The 22492-nt window shown below is 58.5% G+C and carries 22 protein-coding genes; 10 read left to right on the top strand and 12 right to left on the bottom strand.

Translation table 11 applies throughout. The annotated features are described in order from the left end of the window. Positions 1 to 41 precede the first annotated feature (41 nt). Positions 42 to 908 carry a lysophospholipid acyltransferase family protein gene (locus EOK75_RS00805; RefSeq protein WP_137192173.1) on the top strand — a complete coding sequence of 289 codons (867 nt, stop codon included), beginning with the start codon at positions 42 to 44 and terminating at the stop codon, positions 906 to 908. Positions 909 to 911: 3 nt separating this feature from the next. Here EOK75_RS00805 and EOK75_RS00800 read toward each other — a convergent pair whose 3' ends face one another. Then, positions 912 to 1613, bottom strand: coding sequence for a DUF1223 domain-containing protein (locus EOK75_RS00800; RefSeq protein ID WP_137192172.1), 702 nt, complete (start codon positions 1611 to 1613; stop codon positions 912 to 914). A 247-nt stretch (positions 1614 to 1860) separates the two neighbouring features. On the opposite strand from EOK75_RS00800, the gene acnA reads away from it, so the two are divergent. Then, positions 1861 to 4638 (top strand): aconitate hydratase AcnA, encoded by a 2778-nt coding sequence (gene acnA, locus EOK75_RS00795; RefSeq protein WP_137192171.1) that lies wholly within the window; start codon positions 1861 to 1863, stop codon positions 4636 to 4638. 219 nt (positions 4639 to 4857) lie between these two features. Here the strand turns inward: acnA and EOK75_RS00790 are convergent, their stop codons facing one another. Together EOK75_RS00790 and EOK75_RS00785 are read right to left on the bottom strand one after the other, a co-directional pair. Further along, on the bottom strand, positions 4858 to 5076 hold the full coding sequence (locus tag EOK75_RS00790; protein ID WP_137192170.1) for a DUF2842 domain-containing protein: 219 nt from the start codon (positions 5074 to 5076) through the stop codon (positions 4858 to 4860). A 16-nt stretch (positions 5077 to 5092) separates the two neighbouring features. Further along, complete coding sequence (locus EOK75_RS00785; protein ID WP_137192169.1) at positions 5093 to 6385, bottom strand: adenylosuccinate synthase; 1293 nt, start codon at positions 6383 to 6385, stop codon at positions 5093 to 5095. Between the two features lie 187 nt (positions 6386 to 6572). Between EOK75_RS00785 and secG the strand changes: the two genes are divergently transcribed. Further along, positions 6573 to 6953 carry a preprotein translocase subunit SecG gene (gene secG, locus EOK75_RS00780; RefSeq protein WP_137192168.1) on the top strand — a complete coding sequence of 127 codons (381 nt, stop codon included), beginning with the start codon at positions 6573 to 6575 and terminating at the stop codon, positions 6951 to 6953. 169 nt (positions 6954 to 7122) lie between these two features. After that, the gene (locus EOK75_RS00775) at positions 7123 to 8766 is read left to right on the top strand and encodes a CTP synthase (protein WP_137192167.1); all 1644 of its coding nucleotides are present in this window, start codon (positions 7123 to 7125) and stop codon (positions 8764 to 8766) included. A gap of 41 nt (positions 8767 to 8807) precedes the next feature. Here EOK75_RS00775 and EOK75_RS00770 read toward each other — a convergent pair whose 3' ends face one another. Beyond that, positions 8808 to 9305 (bottom strand): hypothetical protein, encoded by a 498-nt coding sequence (locus EOK75_RS00770; protein WP_137192166.1) that lies wholly within the window; start codon positions 9303 to 9305, stop codon positions 8808 to 8810. Beyond that, positions 9302 to 11257, bottom strand: a complete 1956-nt coding sequence (gene parE / locus EOK75_RS00765) for a DNA topoisomerase IV subunit B (RefSeq protein WP_137192165.1) — start codon at positions 11255 to 11257, stop codon at positions 9302 to 9304. The genes EOK75_RS00770 and parE overlap by 4 nt, the downstream gene beginning before the upstream one ends. 238 nt (positions 11258 to 11495) lie before the next feature. On the opposite strand from parE, the gene ppk2 reads away from it, so the two are divergent. Both ppk2 and EOK75_RS00755 read left to right on the top strand, forming a co-directional pair. Further along, complete coding sequence (ppk2, locus tag EOK75_RS00760; protein ID WP_137192164.1) at positions 11496 to 12464, top strand: polyphosphate kinase 2; 969 nt, start codon at positions 11496 to 11498, stop codon at positions 12462 to 12464. A gap of 87 nt (positions 12465 to 12551) precedes the next feature. Further along, positions 12552 to 13913 (top strand): MATE family efflux transporter, encoded by a 1362-nt coding sequence (locus EOK75_RS00755; RefSeq protein ID WP_137192163.1) that lies wholly within the window; start codon positions 12552 to 12554, stop codon positions 13911 to 13913. 6 nt (positions 13914 to 13919) lie between these two features. Here the strand turns inward: EOK75_RS00755 and EOK75_RS00750 are convergent, their stop codons facing one another. After that, positions 13920 to 14213: a DUF1330 domain-containing protein gene (locus EOK75_RS00750; RefSeq protein ID WP_137192162.1), complete on the bottom strand. Its 294-nt coding sequence runs from the start codon at positions 14211 to 14213 to the stop codon at positions 13920 to 13922. A gap of 17 nt (positions 14214 to 14230) precedes the next feature. Beyond that, complete coding sequence (locus tag EOK75_RS00745; RefSeq protein WP_137192161.1) at positions 14231 to 14998, bottom strand: 23S rRNA (adenine(2030)-N(6))-methyltransferase RlmJ; 768 nt, start codon at positions 14996 to 14998, stop codon at positions 14231 to 14233. A gap of 237 nt (positions 14999 to 15235) precedes the next feature. On the opposite strand from EOK75_RS00745, the gene EOK75_RS21535 reads away from it, so the two are divergent. Next, a complete protein-coding gene (locus tag EOK75_RS21535; RefSeq protein WP_276612516.1) occupies positions 15236 to 15367 on the top strand; it encodes a hypothetical protein in 132 nt (43 codons plus the stop codon). Positions 15368 to 15491: 124 nt separating this feature from the next. Beyond that, entirely contained in the window at positions 15492 to 15956 is a 465-nt protein-coding gene (locus EOK75_RS00740) for a DMT family transporter (protein WP_137192160.1), read from the top strand. Here the strand turns inward: EOK75_RS00740 and EOK75_RS00735 are convergent. From EOK75_RS00735 to proS, 5 genes are all read right to left on the bottom strand, one after another. After that, a complete protein-coding gene (locus EOK75_RS00735) occupies positions 15934 to 16581 on the bottom strand; it encodes a DUF3047 domain-containing protein (RefSeq protein WP_137192159.1) in 648 nt (215 codons plus the stop codon). The genes EOK75_RS00740 and EOK75_RS00735 overlap by 23 nt on opposite strands. Positions 16582 to 16663: 82 nt before the next feature. Next, positions 16664 to 17344 (bottom strand): ABC transporter ATP-binding protein, encoded by a 681-nt coding sequence (locus tag EOK75_RS00730; RefSeq protein WP_137192158.1) that lies wholly within the window; start codon positions 17342 to 17344, stop codon positions 16664 to 16666. Next, positions 17337 to 18587, bottom strand: coding sequence for an ABC transporter permease (locus EOK75_RS00725; RefSeq protein ID WP_137194233.1), 1251 nt, complete (start codon positions 18585 to 18587; stop codon positions 17337 to 17339). The genes EOK75_RS00730 and EOK75_RS00725 overlap by 8 nt, the downstream gene beginning before the upstream one ends. 128 nt (positions 18588 to 18715) lie before the next feature. Beyond that, positions 18716 to 19207: a DUF2937 family protein gene (locus EOK75_RS00720; RefSeq protein WP_137192157.1), complete on the bottom strand. Its 492-nt coding sequence runs from the start codon at positions 19205 to 19207 to the stop codon at positions 18716 to 18718. Between the two features lie 18 nt (positions 19208 to 19225). Beyond that, complete coding sequence (proS, locus tag EOK75_RS00715; RefSeq protein WP_137192156.1) at positions 19226 to 20563, bottom strand: proline--tRNA ligase; 1338 nt, start codon at positions 20561 to 20563, stop codon at positions 19226 to 19228. A gap of 146 nt (positions 20564 to 20709) precedes the next feature. Here proS and EOK75_RS00710 point away from each other — a divergent pair, with 146 nt between their 5' ends. Both EOK75_RS00710 and EOK75_RS00705 read left to right on the top strand, forming a co-directional pair. Beyond that, entirely contained in the window at positions 20710 to 21792 is a 1083-nt protein-coding gene (locus EOK75_RS00710; RefSeq protein WP_137192155.1) for an AI-2E family transporter, read from the top strand. Next, positions 21789 to 22460 (top strand): P-loop NTPase family protein, encoded by a 672-nt coding sequence (locus EOK75_RS00705; protein WP_137192154.1) that lies wholly within the window; start codon positions 21789 to 21791, stop codon positions 22458 to 22460. Before EOK75_RS00710 ends, EOK75_RS00705 begins: the two co-directional genes overlap by 4 nt. Positions 22461 to 22492 lie beyond the last annotated feature (32 nt).

Raw genomic sequence — 22492 nt, 5'->3', positions numbered from 1 at the left:
CGTAAATCCCGCTTGGATCGGCATATAAACTGGACGGCTCCATGACCAAAACCACTGTGAAAAAAAGCCGGGCAGAACGGTTGCGCAACCTGTTTATACGCGGGTTGATCAATCTGCTTTTAGCCCTGCCTTACCGTTGGCGCGTGCCGCTGTGTGGTTGGGTCATGGCCTATATCATCGGCCCGATCGCTGGATATGACAAACGTGTGCGCGACAATCTGGCGCTTGTGATGCCAGACCTGCCGCAAGCAGAGGTAAAGCGGCTGATGCGCGAGGTGCCGCGCAATGTGGGCCGCACCTTGATCGAGATTTACTCTGGCAAAGAATTTATCGCACGCGCCACCGCAGAACCGCTGCAAGGTGAGGGGCTGGCGGCCCTGGACGAAGCCCATGCAGCTGGTCGTCCGGTAATCCTCGTGACCGGCCATTTCGGCAATTATGACGCAAGCCGTGCAGCGCTTATTGCGCGCGGCTATAATGTCGGGGCGCTTTACCGCCCGATGGGGGACCCCGATTTCAACGCCCATTACGTCAAGGCGATTTCGCGCATCGGCACTCCGGTTTTCCCGCGGGGCCGTGCTGGATTGGCAGATATGGTGCGGTTTTTACGGGGCGGCGGCATGTTGGGCCTGCTGATGGATCAAAAAATCAGCAGTGGGCAGCCGCTCTCCTTCATGGGACAGCCCGCGATGACAGCCCTTTCGGCGGCCGATCTGGCGTTGAAGTATAATGCGCTGGTGGTGCCGACCTATGCCGTGCGCCGTGGCCTCGATTTCGATATTATTATCGAACCCCCGATCCCGCACAGCACGCCGACCGAAATGACACAAGCCCTGAACGATTCACTGGAAAAGCTGGTGCGTCAGCACATGGATCAATGGTTCTGGATCCACCGCCGCTGGAAATAAAACCTAGCGCAGAACATCTGCGCTCAATATCTCGGCCGGGCCGGTGGCTTGTAAAATCACCACCAATGGTGCGCCCCCCGGTGCAGCCGCCTCAATAGACAAAGGGCTGGTGCCGTTCCAATCGGTCAGAATCTGCCAGGATTTAACCACATTGTGGTACGTGATCGTTTTGCCTGCATTCTCACCGCGTTCAATCTTGACAGACTCCGATGGGGAAAACCGGACCAGTTGTACGTGTATTGGTCCGGTCGCGCCCAAAACCGGTGCAGCCGTAATCAACACGCGATCACCTTGACGGTCCAATTGCAGCCCGTTGCGCCCGGCCTTTTTCAACTGGGCATTCACTGCAGCTTCCACCTCGGGACCGCGATTGCCGATCAGCCGGGCTTGCCCTTGCACCACGACCTGCGGGGTATAGACCATCTTTTCACGGGCATGGCGCGCATAAGCTTTTTGACGGGCAGTGAATTGGGGGCTGGCAAACTTATCCTTCCAACCTAGATAATCCCAGTAATCCACATGTAGTGACAGCGCGATCACCCCTGCCGTCGCATCAATCTTTCCCAAAATAGCATCTGCCGGAGGGCAGGAAACGCAGCCTTGCGACGTAAACAGCTCCACCACAACCGCGTCTTCACTTTGCGCAAAGACCGGCGCCGCAAATGCCAGAAATGCCGCGCAAGCGGGTATGAACCTGTGTCTCATCCTCAAAGCCTCACTATAGGTACTCCCCATATCTAGTCACATAACCCCCGAGGAGCCAATCAAGGTTTTGAGAGGCGGCGTTACAAATGTGTAGGTTGTGCGCTTAGACCTGATCTGTGTCATATTTGGGCTGGATTTTCGGCATACAATTGCATACAACGACACGACTCCCTTGTTTTCCGACCCGTTTGTCGGCATTACCTCTAGGGAAGATCACGACATTCACGCCCCAGCCAGGAGGTTAGACATGACCGTAACCGTCGGACATGACAGCACCAAAGCCCGCCGTACCCTTACCAGCGGTGGCTCATCCATCGCATATTACTCCATCCCCGCCGCACAAGAGGCCGGTTTGGGCGATTTCTCTCGCCTGCCTGCCTGCTTGAAAGTGGTGCTGGAAAACATGTTGCGCTTTGAAGACGGCAAGACCGTCTCGGTCGATGACATTAAGGCCTTTGGCGAATGGGGTGCCAATGGCGGCAAAAACCCGCGCGAAATCGCCTACCGCCCTGCCCGCGTCTTGATGCAGGATTTCACCGGTGTTCCGGCCGTGGTGGACCTTGCCGCCATGCGTGACGGTATCATCGGCCTTGGCGGAAACGCTCAGCAAATCAACCCTTTGGCTCCTGTTGATCTGGTCATCGACCACTCGGTCATGATCGATCAGTTCGGCACACCGCGGGCGTTCCAGATGAACGTGGATCGCGAATACGAACGCAATATGGAACGCTATACCTTCCTGAAATGGGGGCAGAACGCATTTAACAACTTCCGCGTTGTGCCGCCCGGCACTGGTATTTGCCATCAGGTCAACCTTGAATATCTGTCGCAAACCGTCTGGACAGACAAAGACCAGAACGGCGTGGAAATCGCCTATCCCGACACATTGGTCGGCACCGACAGCCACACCACCATGGTCAACGGCCTTGCCGTTCTTGGTTGGGGCGCTGGCGGTATTGAGGCCGAGGCAGCAATGCTCGGCCAGCCCGTATCGATGCTGATCCCCGAGGTCGTGGGCTTCAGGCTTACAGGGACGATGGTTGAGGGCACCACCGCCACCGACCTCGTGCTGAAAGTTGTGCAAATGCTGCGCCAGCATGGTGTGGTTAGCAAATTTGTCGAATTTTACGGTGACGGGCTGGATCGTTTGCCATTGGCCGACCGTGCGACTATCGCCAATATGGCACCGGAATATGGCGCGACTTGCGGCTTCTTCCCGATCGACAATGAAACCCTGCGTTACCTGCGCAACACAGGCCGCGACGAGGCCCGGATCGCGCTGGTCGAAGCCTATGCTAAAGCAAACGGCATGTGGCGCGACGCCGATTACGCCCCGATCTACACCTCCACGCTGGAGCTGGATATGGGCACCATCGTGCCAGCGATTTCCGGTCCAAAACGGCCACAGGATTTCGTGGCACTGGATGTGGCAGCAACAACATTTGGCGAATATGTGGCCGGTCAACGCGGCACCAAGGACGTCACCAAAAAACAAGAAAACCTTTGGGAAGGTGAAGGCGGTCAGCCCGAGCCAGTCGACATTCCCGGCGACACCGGCCACCACAACCGTGGTTACGTGCAGACGGACGATGGCCATTACCAATTGCATGACGGCTCTATCGTCATTGCGTCCATCACCTCTTGCACCAACACCTCCAATCCCTATGTGATGATCGCAGCAGGGCTGGTGGCGCGCAAAGCCCGCGAGAAAGGCCTGAACCGCAAGCCTTGGGTGAAAACATCGCTGGCCCCCGGGTCGCAAGTTGTGACCGAATATCTGGAAGCGGCTGATCTGCAAAAAGACTTGGATGCCATCGGCTTCAACCTTGTCGGCTATGGCTGTACAACTTGCATCGGCAACTCCGGCCCGTTGGAGCCAGCGATTTCCAAAGCGATTAACGATTACGACCTGATCGCCACGTCCGTTCTGTCGGGCAACCGCAACTTCGAAGGCCGGATCAGCCCCGATGTGCGCGCAAACTACCTTGCGTCACCACCGTTGGTTGTTGCCTACTCGCTGATAGGTGACATGAACGTCGACATCACTAAAGCCAGCCTTGGCAATGATCAGGACGGCAACCCCGTCTACCTCAAGGACATCTGGCCCTCGAATGCCGAGATCGCGGAATTGGTCGAAAGCACCGTTACCCGCGCGGCCTTCCTCAAGAAATACGCCGATGTGTTCAAGGGTGATGAGAAATGGCAGGGCGTGCAAACGCCGGATTCCGAGACCTACGACTGGCCTCCGACTTCGACCTACATCCAGAACCCGCCCTATTTCCAGAACATGTCCAAAGATCCGGGCGTGATTTCGGATATCAAAGGCGCGCGTGTTCTGGCGCTTTTGGGCGACATGATCACCACTGACCACATCTCGCCAGCGGGGTCGTTCAAGGACACCTCGCCTGCCGGTAAATATCTTGTGGAACGTCAAATCTCCCCGGCAGAGTTCAACTCTTACGGGTCGCGTCGTGGCAACCACGAGGTGATGATGCGCGGCACATTCGCCAATATCCGCATCAAGAACGAGATGCTGGACGGTGTTGAGGGTGGCTACACCAAAGGGCCGGACGGGGCGCAAACCTCTATCTTTGATGCGGCGATGGCCTATCAAGAGGCAGGCACACCGCTGGTTATCTTTGGCGGTGCGGAATACGGTGCAGGCTCCAGCCGTGACTGGGCGGCCAAAGGGACGGCGCTGCTTGGCGTCAAAGGCGTGGTTGCCGAATCCTTTGAGCGTATTCACCGGTCCAACCTCGTTGGTATGGGCGTGATCCCCTTTGAGTTCACCAATGGCGACACGCGCAAATCCCTTGGCCTGACCGGCGATGAGGTGATCAACATCGAAGGGCTGGAAGGCGATCTTAAGCCGCTTTCCAACGTTCCTTGCCAGATCACCTATGCGGACGGCAAAACCAAAACCATCCAGATCAAATGCCGGATCGATACGGCGATTGAGAAGGAATATGTCGAGCATGGCGGCGTGTTGCCCTATGTGCTGCGCGATCTGGCCAAAACTGCCTGAACGCCTAACGGCATTTGAAAACCACGGGCCAGCCTATGGCTAAGCCTTACGCCCCGCCAGTTGTCTGGCGGGGCGTTTTCTTATGGTGGGGGCTGTTGTAAAAACAGTGTCTGTCCTCAGGTGTTTTTGCCTTCGATACGGCATAAAAAAACCTGCCGCGTAGAACGCGACAGGCTTTTGCTACGGAATATGCAATCCCGTCTTATATCGAAACATCCGTTACTCGGCGTCCGGATTAGCCTTGCCCACCCCGAGGAAGACAAATTTGAACGGCAGTATCCACAAGAACCCCAAGAAGACGTAGACGATAAGTTCCAACCAGAACGGCGGCCGGTCAAATAGGGAAACCACGAACAAGGCCGCCGCGATATAAAGCGGCAAGCCCACCAACAGCAAAACCAATGACCAGCGCCGCCGTGCTTTATATGAAAGTTTCATCGCGCGCCTGCCCCGATCAATCTGCAAAGGGGTCTGTGACAAGAATCGTATCATCACGTTCCGGGCTGGTGGAGAGCAATGCGACGGGGCATTGGATCAACTCTTCGATCCGGCGCACATATTTGATCGCCGCCCCCGGAAGATCGGCCCAAGAGCGCGCGCCGGCAGTGTCTTCAGTCCAGCCTTCCATCTCTTCATAGATCGGCGTGCAGCGGGCCTGCTGATCAGCGGCCGTGGGCAGATAATCCAACCGCTTGCCATCCAGATCATAGCCGACACAGATCTTGATGATCGGGAAACCGTCCATCACATCCAGCTTGGTCAGCGCAATGCCGGTCACACCACTGGTCGCACAGGTCTGGCGCACCAGAACCGCATCGAACCAGCCGCAACGACGTTTGCGCCCGGTAACTGTGCCGAACTCATGCCCGCGTTCGCCTAGACGGATGCCATCGGCATCGTCCAGCTCGGCCGGGAACGGGCCTTCGCCGACGCGGGTGGTATAGGCCTTTACGATGCCCAGCACGAAATCAATCGCGCCTGGCCCAAGGCCCGTGCCCGTCGCGGCCTGCCCTGCAATCACATTGGAAGAGGTCACGAACGGATAGGTGCCGAAGTCGATGTCCAAAAGCGCGCCCTGCGCCCCTTCAAACAAAATCCGTTTACCTGCACGACGCGCCTCGTTCAGCACTTTCCAGACCGGCTGCGCATAGGGCAGCACTTGCGGCGCGATCTCACGCAGTTGCGCCAGCAGCGCATCACGGTCAATCGGCTCAAGGCCAAGCCCGCGGCGCAGCGCATCGTGGTGGGTCAACAGACGGTCAACGCGCAGCTCCAGCGTCGCATCATCTGCCAGATCGGCGACACGAATCGCACGACGGCCGACTTTATCCTCATAGGCCGGACCAATGCCGCGGCCCGTGGTACCGATTTTGGCAACGGCAGTCTGATCTTCACGCGCGCGGTCCAATTCTCCGTGCACAGGCAGAATCAATGGCGCGTTTTCCGCGATCATCAGGTTTTCGGTCGTAATCTCAACGCCCTGCGCGCGGAGCTTCTCAATCTCCATGATCAGGTGCCAAGGGTCCAGAACCACGCCATTGCCGATAACCGACAACTTGCCACCGCGCACAATGCCCGAGGGCAGTAGCGACAGCTTATATACCTTGCCGTCAATGACCAGCGTATGGCCCGCGTTATGCCCGCCTTGAAACCGCGCGATGACATCGGCACGTTCCGACAGCCAGTCCACAATCTTGCCTTTTCCTTCGTCACCCCATTGGGCGCCGACTACCACAACATTGGCCATTTTCGATGATCCCTTCACGCATTGGTCCAAGTGAAACCGCTTGGGGTATAGCCGCCTTACGCGCAGGTGGAAACCATTAAATCATTTTGCCTATGCGTAGATTGGATGGCTTTGCGGCGAAGGGCTTGCCCCCGGACCGAGTTCCGCCTAAACAGACGCGTCAGCCCAGCGAGAAGCCGAAAGTCCCATGGAAAACGTCGTTCTTACCATCCACCTGATCCTTGCACTTTGCCTGATTGGCGTTGTGTTGCTCCAACGTTCCGAAGGGGGCGGCTTGGGTATGGGCGGCGGTGGTGGCGGTGGTGCCATGTCGGGCCGCGCGGCGGCGACGGCGCTTACCAAGCTGACATGGCTTTTGGCGCTCGGCTTTATCATCACCTCCATCTCGCTGACCTTGATTGCTGCCAAAGGCGCGTCGGGTACATCTGTGGTGGACCAATTCGGCGGCACAATCTCTGCGCCCGCAGTCCCTGAGGCACCGCTGGGCACCGATTTGTTGCCACCAGCGCCTGCTGATGCGCCCCTGACCCCGCCACGTGCGGATGACGGCACCACCACCGGTAATTAAAACAGTTTACGGGTTGGCCCCCTATAATTTGGGCCTTCCCGATTGTTCACCTCATCATATTGCGGGCTTGTTGCGGTCCGCACTCTTTTCGGTTATCTCTCGTCTCCCGTGATGGTGCGATTCTGAGGCGCCGAATCGCATACGCCAATTCTTCACGGGGGTTCACCACATGGCACGTTATATCTTCATCACCGGCGGTGTTGTCTCCTCTCTTGGCAAGGGTCTTGCCTCGGCAGCTTTGGGCGCGCTTTTACAGGCGCGCGGCTACTCGGTGCGGCTGCGCAAGCTTGACCCCTACCTGAACGTTGACCCCGGCACGATGTCGCCTTTTGAACATGGTGAGGTTTTCGTGACCGATGACGGTGCGGAAACCGATCTTGATCTTGGCCATTACGAACGCTTTACTGGCGTGCCAGCGCGCAAAACCGATAGCGTCTCTTCTGGCCGGATCTATTCCAACGTTTTGGAAAAGGAACGTCGCGGCGATTATCTGGGCAAGACCATTCAGGTCGTCCCCCATGTGACCAATGAGATCAAGGACTACCTCCACATCGGTGAGGATGAGGTTGATTTCATGCTGTGTGAAATCGGCGGCACCGTGGGCGATATCGAAGGCCTGCCCTTCTTTGAGGCGATCCGCCAGTTTATCCATGAGCGCCCGCGCGGCGAGTGCATTTTGCTGCACCTCACGTTGCTGCCCTATCTGGCCGCCAGCGGTGAATTAAAAACCAAACCGACCCAACACTCAGTCAAGGAACTGCAAAGCATCGGCCTTGCGCCGGACGTTCTGCTGCTGCGCTCCGAACATCCTATCCCGGAAAAAGAGCGTGAGAAGATCGCGCTGTTCTGCAACGTCCGCAAAGAGTCGGTGATCGCCGCCTATGACCTAAAAACTATCTATGAGGCCCCCCTCGCCTATCACCGCGAAGGGTTAGACCAAGCCGTGCTGGACGCTTTTGGTATTTCGCCCGCACCGCGCCCCAACCTGACCCGTTGGGAAGATGTGATGGACCGCATGACCAACGCCGAAGGCGAAGTGCGCGTGGCCATTGTTGGCAAATATACCCAGCTTGGCGATGCCTATAAATCGATTGCCGAGGCGCTGACCCATGGTGGCATGGCCAACCGCACCCGTGTGCGCGTCGATTGGGTCGACAGCGAGCTGTTTGAGCGCGAAGACCCTGCCCCGCATCTGCAACCCTACCACGCGATCCTTGTCCCCGGCGGCTTTGGCGAACGCGGCACCGAGGGCAAGATCAAGGCGGTTGAATTTGCCCGCACCCGTGGCGTGCCCTATCTGGGTATTTGTCTTGGCATGCAAATGGCGGTAATCGAAGCCGCCCGCAACCTCGCAGGCCTCAAGGATGCGGGTTCCGAGGAATTCGACCATGAGGCCGGTGCAAAACGGTTCACACCCGTGATTTACCACCTGAAAGAATGGGTGCAGGGCAGCCATGTGGTGGAACGCAAAGTGACCGACGACAAGGGCGGATCCATGCGCTTGGGGGCCTATAACGCCACGCTGACGCCCGGATCAAAAGTGGCAGAAATCTATGGCACGACCCAGATCGAGGAACGCCACCGCCACCGCTATGAGGTCGACATGACCTACCGTGAAAAGCTGGAGGCCAAAGGCTTAATCTTTTCCGGCATCTCGCCCGATGGTCGCCTGCCCGAGATTGTCGAGGTCAAAGGCCACCCGTGGTTCATCGGCGTGCAATTCCACCCCGAGCTGAAATCCAAACCCTTCGCCCCCCACCCGCTGTTCGCCGACTTTATTCGTGCGGCAGTAGAGGCGTCACGGCTGGTTTAAAATAAAGCGCCATTTGCACAGATAGCCGAGGTCCGCTTCGGCTATCTATGTTTTTCAAAGCCTAGATAGGGTTCGAACCGGTCATATAATTTAGGTATTTGGCCAGCCAGCCATGTGATCTCTTCATGCCGCTTCAGCGCTAAACGCACTCTGTCTTCGCCCGGCTCCATTTGACTATGTGCTGCAAAATTCATCTTCAGTTTGACTGCATGATCTCGAACTTCAAGCAAATAGTTTTGAATCTCTTTTCCAAAAAGAAATCTTGATCTTTGGCAAGTATCCGAGAACTTCCGAATGCCATCTTCGGATACATTCAAGTCCCGCATGAATTCACTGAAAAAAGCTTCGGTTTCCCTGAGGATCGAAAACCGCCGCTCAAACAGTTTTTCGCGCAAATTGGCCCTGTTAACCGACCATTGCTGATAGGCGATATATAACCCCAAACACGCAAGAGTCGGCGTCAGTAATGCGCTGAAAACCTCAACCCATTGCATTGAGAAAAACCCCGCGAGGTCTTCCACAGCAGATTTAGCGCTCAAACGTCCAGCTCCTCCACAAACTGCGCGTTTTCCTGAATGTACTGAAACCGAAGCTCGGGTTTTTTTCCCATCAGCCGCTCGACCAGATCGCTGGTTTCACCCGGTTCATCCTCATCGATTGAAACGCGGATCAACTTGCGGCTTTCGGGCTGCATCGTGGTTTCTTTAAGGTCTTTGGCATCCATCTCACCCAGACCCTTAAAGCGCTGCACGTCGATTTTGCCCTTGCCGCCAAGGCCTTTTTCCAGCCAGTAATCCTTTTCCGCATCATCGGAAACATAGAGCCGCTTGGCCCCTTGCGTCAGCCGGTACAGCGGCGGGCAAGCCAGATAAAGGTGCCCTTGGTCAATCAACGGGCGCATCTGCGTAAAGAAAAACGTCATCAACAGCGCCGCGATATGGGCGCCGTCGACATCCGCATCGGTCATGATGATGATCTTGTCATAGCGCAGATCATCAACCTTGAATTTCGGCCCCATCTGCACGCCCAAGGCCTCACAGATATCGCGGATCTCGGAGTTGTCATGCAGCTTGTTCGAGGCCGCCCCCAGCACGTTCAGGATCTTGCCCTTCAACGGCAAAAGCGCCTGATTGACCCGGTTGCGCGCGCCCTTGGCCGACCCACCGGCCGAGTCCCCCTCCACGATAAACAATTCCGTGCCCGCGCGGTTTTTCGCGGTGCAATCGGTCAGCTTTCCCGGAAGGCGCAGCCTTTTGGTGGCCGATTTACGGGCGGTTTCTTTTTCCTGACGACGGCGCAGACGCTCTTCGGCGCGCAGCACCAGAAAGTCGAGGATCGCCCCCGCTGATTTGGTATCCGAGGCCAGCCAGTTGTCGAAATGGTCGCGCACCGAACCCTCGACCAGCTTTGCGGCCTCTTCTGTCGCCAGACGGTCCTTGGTTTGGCCGACAAACTGCGGCTCGCGGATGAACACCGAAATCAGCGCGCAGCCACCTGTCATCATATCATCGCGGGTGATCAGCTCGGCTTTGCGGTTTTTCACCAAATCGCCGTAGGCACGAATGCCCTTCAGGATCGCCGTCCAGAAGCCTGCCTCATGGGTGCCGCCCTCGGGGGTGGGCACGGTATTGGTATAGGACTGGATGAAGCCATCCCGCGAAGGCGTCCAGTTAATCGCCCATTCCACCGAACCCGGTTGGCCGAATTTTTCCTGAAAGCCGACCTTGCCCGCAAAGGGACGCTCGGCATAGGTCGTGGCGCCTGTCAGGCTTTCGCCCAGATAATCGGCAAGCCCGCCGGGAAAGTGGAATACCGCCTCCATCGGCGTATCGCCATCGGGAACGGCGGTTTTCCAGCGGATCTCCACCCCCGAAAACAGATAGGCCTTGGAGCGGACCATCTTCATCAGACGCGCAGGCTTGAATTGCAACGATCCAAAGATCTGCGGATCTGGGTGGAACATCACAGAGGTGCCGCGCCGGTTGGGGGCAGCCCCCACCTTTTCCACCGGCCCTTGCGGGATGCCGCGCGAAAACTCCTGCACGTAAAGCTCTTTGTTGCGGGCCACCTCGACGCGCATGATATCGGACAGCGCGTTTACGACGGACGCACCCACCCCGTGCAAACCGCCCGATGTCTCATAGGCCTTGCCCGAAAACTTGCCGCCTGCGTGCAGGGTGCAAAGGATAACCTCAAGCGCGGATTTACCGGGGAACTTCGGGTGCGGATCAACCGGGATGCCGCGGCCGTTATCGCGGATGGTGATGGAGTAATCTGCATGCAGTTCCACCTCGATCCGCGTGGCGTGTCCCGCCACCGCCTCATCCATGGAGTTATCAAGCACCTCGGCCACCAGATGGTGCAGCGCGCGTTCATCCGTACCGCCGATATACATGCCCGGGCGCTTGCGCACAGGCTCCAGCCCCTCCAGCACCTCGATGTCATTCGCATCATAGGTTTCCGGTACGGCGGAGAGGAGATCATTGGCCATGTGCTGCTCGATTCTTATTAAACGTGTTTGAGGACGGATTAGACCACCTGAGGCGCGCACACGCAAGGCTCGGGGGATTTTACGGTTCCCGAAGAAACCACCAACAAAGCCAGCAAAGATTGACCCCGATCAAGGCGCGGCTTTTTGTCTATGTGCTAAGATGCCTCATTCTTGTTACCTTGCGTTCATCAAGTTGGGGCAAAGTTGCAGGGCATCACATCTTTGGAATGGAGGCATCATGGCTGCGAAGACGGCGAAGAAATCCGGTAAGGCCCAAAAGGTCAAAAAAGCACGTAAATCCGTAGGTGTGGAGCAACAAATTCCCGTCACCACCGAGACGTTGCGCATGACATTCGAGCAAGGCAAATACCCCTACAAACGCAAGATGAAGCGTAAAACATATGAGGCCGAGAAAGCGCAGCTTCAGGCCGAACTGTTGAAGGTGCAGCTTTGGGCGCAAGAAACCGGACAGAAGTTCGTGGTCTTGATGGAGGGCCGCGATGCCGCCGGCAAGGGCGGAACCATCAAACGGTTTATGGAGCATCTCAACCCGCGCTATGCCCGCGTGGTGGCCCTTTCCAAACCCGGTGAGCGTGAAACGGGCCAGTGGTTTTTCCAACGCTATCTGGAACATCTGCCCACCAAGGGCGAGATCGTTTTCTTTGACCGTTCATGGTACAACCGCGCCGGTGTGGAACGGGTGATGGGCTTTTGTAACCCTGCGGAATATCTGGAATTCATGCGTCAGGCCCCACAGGTCGAACAGATGCTCGTCCGCTCCGGTATCCGGCTTTATAAATACTGGTTCTCGGTCACCCAAGAGGAACAGCGCGCCCGCTTCAAAAGTCGCGAAACAGACCCGCTTAAACGCTGGAAGCTGTCGCCCATCGACAAGGCCTCCTTGGGGCGTTGGGATGATTATACCGAAGCCAAGGAGGCGATGTTCTTTTATACCGACACCGCCGATGCGCCTTGGACTGTCGTGAAGTCCAACCAGAAAAAGCGCGCGCGGCTAAACTGTATGCGGCACTTTCTGGCAAGCCTCGATTACCCCGGCAAGGATGTCGCTGTGGTCGGCCAGCCCGATCCGTTGATCGTCGGCAAGGCCGATCAGGTTATCAATATGGAAGAGGCCTCCGCGGTGCCGCTGGATATTTCCCGGCCCACAAACGCAAAGCTCAATGGTCGGGCAGACGCGCACGCCTGACCACATGCGGGTGGATTGATTCCACTTTTAAGCCGGGCGAGAGCAAGCGCTCTTGCCCGGCTGCATTTGTGCGGCTAATGCTGATGGATGAACAGCGCACCCATTATAAGCAAACCACAACATGCCCGCGCCCTGCTAACGCTGGGCCTACCACTTGTCGGCAGCCATCTGGCGCAGATGATGCTGCATGTGACCGACACTGTCATGCTCGGATGGTACGGGGTGCTAGAGCTGGCCTCTGTCGTGCTGGGCGCGTCGCTTTTCTTTATCATCTTTATTCTTGGTGCAGGCTTTGGTCAGGCGGTCATGCCGATGGTCGCCCAAGCCCTCGGGCGCGGCGATGAGGTTCAGGTCCGCCGCGATACCCGCATGGGGCTGTGGCTTTCCATCGGCTTTGGGGTGCTTTGCTATCCGGTTTTCTGGTGGTCAGGGTCGCTCTTGCTGGCCTTAGGGCAAGAACCCGATGTCGCGGCCACTGCACAGGTATACTTGCGCATTGCCGGCCTTGGCATGATCCCCACCCTGCTGGTGATGAGCCTGAAAAGCTATCTTGCAGCACTTGAAAAAACCCAAGTCGTGCTTTGGGTCACGGTGGCGGCTGTGGTGATGAATGCGGGCGTGAACTATGCGCTGATTTTCGGCAATTGGGGCGCGCCGGAACTTGGCGTCAAAGGGGCGGCGATCGCCTCGGTCTTTACACAGGCGGTGACCTTTGTCGCCTTGGCCCTCTATGCGCATTGGGTGCCGGAATTGAAACGCTTCAACCTGTTTCAACGGTTCTGGCGGCCCGATTGGCAAGCGATGCAGCAGGTTTACCGGATCGGCTGGCCGATTGGATTGACGGGGCTGGCCGAGGGCGGTTTGTTTCAGGCATCCGCGATCATGATGGGCTGGATCGGCACGATGGAGCTGGCCGCCCATGGCATCGCATTGGAAGTAACGGCACTGGCCTTTATGGTGCATCTGGGGCTTTCGAATGCTGCCACCGTGCGTGTCGGCCGCGCGATGGGGCAAAACAATGCGCAAAGCCTGCGCGACGGGGCCAAGGTGGCCTTGATGATGTCCCTCGGTTTCGGGGTGACGATGGTGGTGCTGTTCCTGACGCTGCCCGCGCAAATCATCGCGCTGTTTCTGGACAACGCCAACCCGCAAAGCGCCTCTATCGTGGCTTTTGGTACCACCCTGCTGGCGCTTTCCGCCCTGTTTCAGATGGTCGATGCCACACAGGTCATGGCGCTGGGGTTCCTGCGCGGGATGCAGGATACCAAGGTGCCGATGTGGCTGGCCGCCCTGAGCTATTGGGTGATCGGTATTCCGGCAAGCTATGTGCTGGCCTTCCCGATGGGGCTTGGCGGGCCGGGATTGTGGCTGGGGCTGACAGTGGGGCTTAGCGTGGCGGCTGGCTTGTTGCTTTGGCGGTTCTGGACCACGGCGCCCAAGCCCGGCTAGATCCCCTCAGCCCTCATAGCCTTCGACAATCAAGCAATCACCGGTTGAGACCGGATCGCGCAGCGCTTTGGCCGCTTGGTATTCAGGGCTGTTGTAACAATCATGCGCCGCTTGCAGGCTAGGAAATTCGATGACTACAGTGCGCGCACGGCAGGCCCCTTCGACCTGCGTTTGCGGCGCGCCGCGCACCAGAAACCGTGCGCCATATTTTGCGAACGCCACGGCATTGGCGGCGCGATACGCCTCATAGGCCTGCGGGTCATGCACGTCGACATGGGCCACCCAATATCCTTTGGCCATTCCCTTTACCCCTCTTGCTAAAATATCTTGGACACGGTCTTGGCGTGTTCGGCCAACCCGTAAGGCGGGTTGATGATAAACATGCCTGATCCGATCATCCGGTGACCGTCGCGTACGGGGCCAAAGCGGACCTCATGGCGCAGCGCATCAGGGAAGCTTTGCGTCAGTTGCGCCAGCATGGGGCCATGCGTGCCCGAGGTCAGCAACGGATACCACAGCGCCAGAATGCCGACATTCCACTTGCGCGCGATCTGCGCCATCTCCTTGGGGATGCTGTCATATTCGGCCTTCACCTCATAGGACGGGTCCACCAGCATCATTCCGCGGCGCGGGGTGGGCGGACAAACGGCCTGCGCCAGTTTGAACCCGTCTTGCTGGCGGATATGCGCATCCCATTGGGTCAGATGCTCGGCCAAAATCGCATTTTCGCCGGGGTGAAGCTCTGCCAGATGGATCGTATCTTGCTCGCGCAGGGTCATCGCGGCAATCAAGGGCGATCCGGGATAGGCCGCCTCGCCGTATTTGAACCGCACCTCATTCAGGCGCTGCCGATAGGGATGATCCTTGGGCAGATGTTGTTCCAGCGCCAGAACGCCCTTTTCCGCCTCTCCGGTTTTCAAGGCAGCCTCATCGCCCAGATCATAAAGCCCGCGTCCGGCGTGGGTTTCCAGATAGGTGATGGGCTTGTCTTTTTGGACAAGGTAATCCAGCATCCACGCCAAAAGCGCGTGTTTGTGGACATCGGCCGGGTTTCCGGCATGGTAATGGTGTTGATAACTAAGCATACGCCAGCCATATCAGCCCGCGAAGGGCGGCGAAAGAGGCACTTGCATGCATCTTCCCCTTGCGCTTGTGTAAACTGAGGCCCATCTTCATTCCACAGGCTCCGGGTCCGCACGCACGGCCCGCCCCTGATGTCCGCCGACGGCCAGCGCCATGACCTTTTCGGTCAAGCCACGGCCCGGTGGCAGCGATCCGCGCGGCACAGGCCAAAGCGGAACTCTGTCTTTAAGGGGGACCCCATGTCCAAAGATAAAAATCGCGGCAATAAAGAAACCAAGAAGCCTAAAAAGGAAACGCCCAAGGTCTTGGCCACCGCCAATTCCAACGCAGGCAAGGATGGCACTACCATCGCGGGCAAAAAGATCAAGTAATCGCCATGTGGCCGTGCCAGTCGTACACCGGCGCGGCCAAACATTGCGGCTGACTTGCAAAAAGCGCTCGCACATCTGACGAACCACGTTAAGCTGCGCCAAAGTAACAGCCAAAGGCCCAGCCATGACCCCCGAGACCCTGCGCTATGGCGCGATTATGCTTGCCGCAGGCATCGGCATTCCCGTTCTTGCGGCGCTGAATGCGCAATTGGGCGCGCGGATCGGCAGCCCTTCGGCGGCAGCGATGATTCTGTTCGTCATTGCATTCTCGGCCGCCTTGGCCACCACCTTGCTGTCAGGTGGCCTTGGTCCGCTCGGCTTGGCACCGACACAGCCAAAGCACCTGTTTCTGGCGGGGCTTCTTGTGGCGTTCTACTTAATTTCCATCACCACAATCGCCCCGAAGTTCGGGGTCGGCAATGCAGTGTTTTTTGTGCTGATCGGTCAGATGGTTATGGCCGCATTGATCGACCATTTCGGCCTGTTCGGCGCGCTGATGAAACCGATGACCCTTGCGCGCGGCGCAGGCATCATCCTGATGATCGCAGGCGTCGCCCTGATCCAGCTTAGTTCAGCGAAAGCCCCGTGATGCTGGCGCGGATGCGGCTTTTGGTATCATCCGAATCCGCCGAGACCGCCAACCCCACCAATGCCCCTGCCCGCCCGCCAAAGGCACGCTTGTAGTCGGCCGTCAAATTGACCTGTTCGGCGTGGTTCCCTGTACCAGCCGCACGCAGCAAAATGGTCTTGCCGCGACTGCCAAGGTAAGGGCTGGACAGAACCGTGCCGCGCCCTCGATCATCACCCCATGAATAAACCAGAACCCGCGCAGACGAGCTGGTCAACAGTTTGCGCACATCGGCCTTGGCGCCCAATGCTTTTGCCTCTGCCTCGGGCAGGAACACGAAATAGAGCGATGCATTGCGATCATCGCCGCCCTTTTTCGCCAGATCCGTTGCAGGCACCGATTGGCTGACGGCCCATGACCATTTCGCCGATTTCGCCCCCCACTGGGGTTCTGCCACACGGGTATAGGCCAGCGATACAGACCCATTGGACGCGATGGAAAGTTCCCGCCCCTTGAACCCGTATTTATTCGACGAAAACAGCGAAAACCGCTGCGTGGACCATGACTTATCAAACGCCACGCCCTCTGCCATTGCGGCGGGTGCAAGTGACGCGGCTATGAGCGCGGCGGAAAGGATGCGAAACATAAGGACTCCTGTAAATGCCACCTGTCCTAGCATTGATCGCGCGACACGCGACACACAACTGCTTGAACATCGCGTGAACAGGTCAGAGGATCACCCGCCCCGCCTCCAGCCGCACCAGACGGTCCATCCGCGCCGCCAGCTCCATATTATGGGTGGCGATCAAGGCGGACAGGCCGGTCTCACGCACCAGCGTCATCAGCGCGCCGAACACTTGGTCAGAGGTCCCCGGATCAAGGTTGCCCGTCGGCTCATCCGCCAGAAGCAGGCGCGGGCCGTTCGCCAAGGCGCGGCAAAAGGCGATGCGCTGTTGTTCGCCACCAGACAAAGCAGCGGGGCGATGATCCGCACGGGGACCGACGCCCACTTGGTCCAGCAAAAGCCGCGCGCGGGCCTCGGCATCTTTGCGCGGGATACCATTGGCAAGCTGCGGCAGGATGATATTTTCCAGCGCGGTAAATTCGGGCAGCAAGTGGTGGAACTGATAGATGAACCCCACATCCCGCCGCCGCGCCTGTGTTCTGGCGCGATCCGACAGGCCTGCAAGATCGGTGCCGTCCAGCCGCATTTCCCCGCTATCGGCCGTATCGAGCAGCCCCGCGATGTGCAAAAGCGTCGATTTCCCAGCCCCCGAGGGCGCGACCAGCGCGACCACCTCACCGCGCGCCACCGAAAGCGTGGCCCCGCGCAGGACCACCACCTCGGCGGGTTTACCCTTGTTATAGGCCTTGGTCACATTTTCCAGCGACAGCATCACATCATTCATAGCGCAGCGCCTCAACAGGGTTCATCCGCGCGGCACGGCGGGCCGGAAAGATGGTCACAACAAACGAAAGCCCCAGCGACAACCCCACCGCAGACATCACATCGCCCAGTTGAAGCTTGGCGGGCAGCGCATAGATGCCACGGATAGCCGGATCCCAGACCCCGCCCCCCGATACATAGTTCACCAATGAGAAGATCGGGTCGATATAGATCGCGAAAAGGCAGCCAAGCAAAACGCCCAACCCCGTACCAATAATCCCGGTAAACGCCCCGCAGATAAAGAAAATCCGCAAGACTGAGCCCTCGGTCAGCCCCATCGTGCGCAAGATGCCAATATCACGGCCCTTGTTTTTCACCAGCATGATCAACCCCGACACGATATTCATCGCCGCAATCAGAACCAGAACCGAAAGGATAACAAACATCACGTTATCCTCGATATCCAGCGCCCGCAAAAACCCGCCCGAGCTGTCCTTCCATGTCCAGACATTGCCATAAGGCCCCGCCGCCTGCATCAAGGCGATCTGCGCATCGGTGCCGATCGCTTCGGGATGTTTGACCATCACCTCCAGCTCATCCGCCAGCCCTTCACGGTTGAAATAGGTCTGGGCGGCATCAAGCGGCATATAGATGCGTGTACGGTCAATATCATAGCGCCCAGCGGTGAAGATATAGACGACCTCATAGGCCGAAACCCGCGGGCTGGTGCCAAAGGCAGTTTTCACGCCATCGGGGGAAATAAGCCGGATGCGGTCGCCCAAACCAACGCCCAACTCTCGTGCGATGCCCGACCCGATGGCGATCCCTTCACCGTAGCGGGCAAGGTCGCCGTCGGCATCTGCACCGTCGCCCACACGCGGAATGCTGCGCACATCATCGGCACGCATACCGTAGACCTCGGCGCCCGCATTGCGGCTGTTTGCGGTGATCATCACCTGCCCGCGCACCATTGGGGCGGCGCGGGTCACGAACTCCAGCGCGGCAACATCGCGCGCGGCCGCGTCATAATCCTCAAAACTGCTGATGGTGCGCCCGTCGGCGGTTTCATGTCGGGCGGCATAGATCGTCACATGGGCATTGGCCCCAAGGATCGTATCAACGAACTCCGCCCGGAACCCTGCCCGAACCGAGAGCGTGGCGATCAGCGCGAATACGGCCAGGGTAATGCCGATCAGGCTGATCCATGTCATCACGGAAACACCCCCTTCGGCCCGTTTGGCACGCAGGTATCGCCATGCGATCATCCATTCAAAAGCCGCAAAAGGCGGGGTGGACGTTGGGGTGGGCACGGCGGCGTCTCCATTTAGTGGGGCGGGCGGTAAGTTGGCGCGAACCTGCGGGAATTGCGGTGCAGGGTCAAGCCTAAGCGAGTTCACGTCAAAGCGGCGCGCCGCTTTTTGCGCAATGGCCAAAGCAGCAAGCGAACAGCCCCCCAACCGCCCAAAAACCCCAAGGCCGCAGCAACAGCCCCCGCCACCGTTAGCGGCAGCGCAGGGCGAAAGTCGGCCCAAGTCGCGCGTATTGTATCGCGGTCGGCCATACGGTGCGGCATGGTAATTCGCTCTAACGGTGTGGCGAGGCGCAGGAATGTGAGGTTTTGCGACAAACGCGCCTGCCGGTCAAAGGCACGTTCCATATCGGCCTTGCGGGCGGTCAGAAACGGGGTGCCTTGCATCTGGTCAAGTGCTGCGCGTCGTGTCAGCCCGTTAGCACTGGCAGAGCGGTCAAATTCGTCAACCATCAGGGTAAGTGCATCCACCTGCCCGCCAAGCCGTTGGATATATTGCTGCGAGAACTCAGGGTATTGCGACAAAGCCGCCGCCCCTGAAATACCGCCTGCAAGGGCAAGGGCGCGGACAATCATTGCCCGCGCCCCAAGACCTTAGATGCCGGCATAGACCTGCTTGACCCGTTCCACGGCGGCCTCGGCGGTCATTTCCTCGCTTTCGCCGGTGCGGCGGCTGGTCAGCTCAACCACACCATTTTTCAAGCCGCGCGGCCCGACGGTGATCCGCCATGGCAGGCCGATCAGGTCCATCGTCGCGAATTTGGCACCGGCACGTTCGTCGCGGTCATCATAAAGCGGGTCAAGACCGGCCTTTTGCAGCGCCTTATAGATACTCTCGCAGGCCGCATTCGTGCCCTCGTCACCTTGTTTCAGGTTCACGATTCCGCAATGGAACGGGGTCACGCCTTCGGGCCAGATAATGCCCTTGTCGTCATGGCTCGCCTCAATGATCGCACCCAAGAGGCGCGACACGCCAATACCGTGGCTGCCCATATGGACCGGCACGCGGCCACCATCGGGGGTGACAACGGTCGCGCCCATGGCCTCGGAATATTTGGTGCCGAAATAGAAGATCTGCCCAACCTCGATCCCACGAGCCGACCGGCGGCGCTCCTCGGGAACTGCCTCGAACAGGGCGGCGTCATGGGTCTCATCGGTGCGGGCATAAAGCGAGGTAAACTCTTCCATCACCGCGGCGCATTCGGCCTTATTGTCGTAATCAATCTCACGCGCGCCAAGTTTGATGTCGGTCACATTGCCGTCATAGAACACTTCGGATTCGCCGGTTTCGGCCAGAACCAGAAATTCATGCGTGTCATCGCCGCCGATCGGGCCGCTGTCGGCGCGCATCGGGATGGCTTGCAGGCCCATACGCTCATAAGTCCGCAAATAGCTGACCAGATGGCGGTTATAGGCGTGCAGCGCGTCTTCTTTGGTCAGATCGAAGTTATAGCCGTCCTTCATCAGGAACTCACGCCCCCGCATCACACCAAACCGCGGGCGCACCTCATCGCGGAACTTCCACTGGATATGATAAAGCGTCAGCGGCAGGTCTTTGTAGCTGCCGACATGCGACCGGAAGATGTCGGTGATCATCTCCTCATTCGTGGGACCGTAAAGCATCTCACGCCCCTGACGGTCCTTGATCCGCAGCATTTCCTGACCGTAATCATCATAACGACCGGATTCGCGCCACAGGTCGGCGGGCTGCAAGGTGGGCATCAACAAGGGGATATGGCCCGCGCGGACCTGTTCCTCATGCACGATCTGTTCGATCCGTTTCAGGACCTTATACCCCAGCGGCAACCACGAATAGATGCCCGCAGCCTGCTGCTTGATCATACCGGCACGCAGCATATAGCGGTGGCTGACGATCTGCGCATCGGCAGGGTTTTCTTTCAGAACGGGAAGGAAATAGCGCGTCAGCCGCATGGGGACACCTTTTTGGCAAGGGGATTTGGTTGGCAGCTTTAGGCAAAAGCGCGCCGCCTCGCAAGGGTGCGGCCCCTCATTTCGCCTAGCCCTTGAAAATCACGGGCCAATAGGCAATGTGTCACGGAACAGCAATTGGGGGCGCAATGGCATTGCCGGTAAATAAACAACTGACCTACTGGGGCATTGCAGCTGTCGTTTTTCTGGCGGTTCTCTGGTCATTGGGACAGGTTCTGGCGCCGTTTCTGGTCGGCGGGGCGATCGCCTATTTCCTCGATCCGGTGGCGGACCGGCTGGAACGGATGGGCCTTAATCGCGCGCTGGCGACCACGCTCATCTCATTGACTGCCTTGCTAATCACGGTGCTTTTGGTGCTGGCCGTCATCCCCTCGCTTGCCGCGCAGCTAACCGGCTTGGTCGAAGCATTCCCCGAGATTTTCAGAAAGTTGCAAGCCTATCTGACCGCAAAATTTCCCGATCTTCTGAACGAAGGCAGTGTGATACGCCAAACCCTTCTGACCGTTGGCGAGACATTGAAAGGCTGGGGAACCGAAGCCGCAAAGACCTTGTTCACCAGCGCTTTGGGCGTTTTGAATGTGATATTGTTCATGGTCGTGGTGCCGGTGGTGGCCTTTTACCTGCTGCTGGACTGGGACAATATGATCGCGCGCATCGACGGGCTTTTGCCGCGTGACCATGCACCAACGGTGCGGCTTTTGGCACATCGGATCGACCGCGTTCTGGCAGCCTTTGTACGTGGGCAGCTGAGTGTTTGCATCGTTTTGGGTGTGTTTTATTCCGCCACCCTAATGCTGGCGGGGCTTGATTTCGGGCTGCTTGTCGGTGCGATTGCGGGCGCGATCACCTTTATCCCTTATGTGGGGGCCTTGGTCGGCGGGGCTTTGGCCATCGGGCTTGCGCTGTTTCAGTTCTGGGGCGATTGGGTGTCTATTGGCATCATCGCGGGGATTTTCGCCTTTGGCCAGTTTCTGGAAGGCAATATCATCACGCCGCGCCTTGTGGGCAACTCGGTCGGGCTGCACCCGGTCTGGCTGCTGTTTGCGCTGTCGGCTTTCGGATCGGCCTTCGGATTTGTGGGCATGCTGGTCGCGGTCCCCGTAACGGCGGCGATTGGTGTGCTGGCCCGCTGGGTGATCGAGAAATACAAGCAAAGCCTGCTCTACCGTGGCATAGAACGGGATGTCATTATTCCCAAGGACGTGCTGTGACCGATCAACTGGCATTCGATCTGCCGTTCCGGACGGGCTTGGGGCGTGGGGATTTCTTTGTCTCTGCAACCAATTCGCAGGCTTTGGCGGCCCTTGATGCATGGCGCGACTGGCCCAATGGCAAGATGGTGCTGACGGGGCCGCCTGCCTCGGGCAAAACCCATCTGGCCCATGTCTGGGCGGATATGTCCGGCGCGGTGCTGGTGGCCTCGGCAAGCCTTGCGCAGGCGGATCTACCCGCCATCGCCCAAGCCCGCGCCGTGGTGGTCGAGGATTGTGAGGCCCTGCCCCGTCACCCGGGCGCGCAAGACGCGATGTTCCACCTGCACAACATGCTAGCGGCGAAACGGGCACCGCTGCTGATGACGGCCGCAAGTGCGCCGCGCGATTGGGGGCTGACGCTGCCCGATTTGGCAAGCCGGGTGCAGGCGGCCTCGCTTACGCGGTTGGACACGCCCGATGATGCGCTGTTGGCGGCGGTCTTGGTCAAGCTGTTTTCGGACCGGCAAATCAGCGTGAACCCCGCCCTTGTCGTCTATCTGTTGCCTCGGATGGAACGCAGCTTTGACGCCGCCCGCGCGTTGGTGGCCAAGCTGGACGCCGCAGCCCTTGCCCGCGGCAGGCCGGTTTCGCGCGCTTTGGCTGCAACTGTTCTGGACAATCGCTGATCACCCCGCCAAGATCGCGCCGGAATCACTTG

The organism is Pseudorhodobacter turbinis, from assembly GCF_005234135.1.
In the GTDB taxonomy this organism is placed as follows: Bacteria; Pseudomonadota; Alphaproteobacteria; order Rhodobacterales; family Rhodobacteraceae; genus Pseudorhodobacter; species Pseudorhodobacter turbinis.
The sequence above is the reverse complement of the archived record's forward strand: the minus strand, read 5'-3'. Positions and strand labels throughout refer to the sequence as shown.

Bases quoted from the DNA above. Each gene is read 5' to 3' on its own strand.
- EOK75_RS00805 (WP_137192173.1), top strand. From the start codon at position 42: ATGACCAAAACCACTGTGAAAAAAAGCCGGGCAGAACGGTTGCGCAAC.
- EOK75_RS00800 (WP_137192172.1), bottom strand. From the start codon at position 1,613: ATGAGACACAGGTTCATACCCGCTTGCGCGGCATTTCTGGCATTTGCG.
- acnA (WP_137192171.1), top strand. From the start codon at position 1,861: ATGACCGTAACCGTCGGACATGACAGCACCAAAGCCCGCCGTACCCTT.
- EOK75_RS00790 (WP_137192170.1), bottom strand. From the start codon at position 5,076: ATGAAACTTTCATATAAAGCACGGCGGCGCTGGTCATTGGTTTTGCTG.
- EOK75_RS00785 (WP_137192169.1), bottom strand. From the start codon at position 6,385: ATGGCCAATGTTGTGGTAGTCGGCGCCCAATGGGGTGACGAAGGAAAA.
- secG (WP_137192168.1), top strand. From the start codon at position 6,573: ATGGAAAACGTCGTTCTTACCATCCACCTGATCCTTGCACTTTGCCTG.
- EOK75_RS00775 (WP_137192167.1), top strand. From the start codon at position 7,123: ATGGCACGTTATATCTTCATCACCGGCGGTGTTGTCTCCTCTCTTGGC.
- parE (WP_137192165.1), bottom strand. From the start codon at position 11,257: ATGGCCAATGATCTCCTCTCCGCCGTACCGGAAACCTATGATGCGAAT.
- ppk2 (WP_137192164.1), top strand. From the start codon at position 11,496: ATGGCTGCGAAGACGGCGAAGAAATCCGGTAAGGCCCAAAAGGTCAAA.
- EOK75_RS00755 (WP_137192163.1), top strand. From the start codon at position 12,552: ATGAACAGCGCACCCATTATAAGCAAACCACAACATGCCCGCGCCCTG.
- EOK75_RS00750 (WP_137192162.1), bottom strand. From the start codon at position 14,213: ATGGCCAAAGGATATTGGGTGGCCCATGTCGACGTGCATGACCCGCAG.
- EOK75_RS00745 (WP_137192161.1), bottom strand. From the start codon at position 14,998: ATGCTTAGTTATCAACACCATTACCATGCCGGAAACCCGGCCGATGTC.
- EOK75_RS21535 (WP_276612516.1), top strand. From the start codon at position 15,236: ATGTCCAAAGATAAAAATCGCGGCAATAAAGAAACCAAGAAGCCTAAA.
- EOK75_RS00740 (WP_137192160.1), top strand. From the start codon at position 15,492: ATGACCCCCGAGACCCTGCGCTATGGCGCGATTATGCTTGCCGCAGGC.
- EOK75_RS00735 (WP_137192159.1), bottom strand. From the start codon at position 16,581: ATGTTTCGCATCCTTTCCGCCGCGCTCATAGCCGCGTCACTTGCACCC.
- EOK75_RS00730 (WP_137192158.1), bottom strand. From the start codon at position 17,344: ATGAATGATGTGATGCTGTCGCTGGAAAATGTGACCAAGGCCTATAAC.
- EOK75_RS00725 (WP_137194233.1), bottom strand. From the start codon at position 18,587: ATGATCGCATGGCGATACCTGCGTGCCAAACGGGCCGAAGGGGGTGTT.
- EOK75_RS00720 (WP_137192157.1), bottom strand. From the start codon at position 19,207: ATGATTGTCCGCGCCCTTGCCCTTGCAGGCGGTATTTCAGGGGCGGCG.
- proS (WP_137192156.1), bottom strand. From the start codon at position 20,563: ATGCGGCTGACGCGCTATTTCCTTCCCGTTCTGAAAGAAAACCCTGCC.
- EOK75_RS00710 (WP_137192155.1), top strand. From the start codon at position 20,710: ATGGCATTGCCGGTAAATAAACAACTGACCTACTGGGGCATTGCAGCT.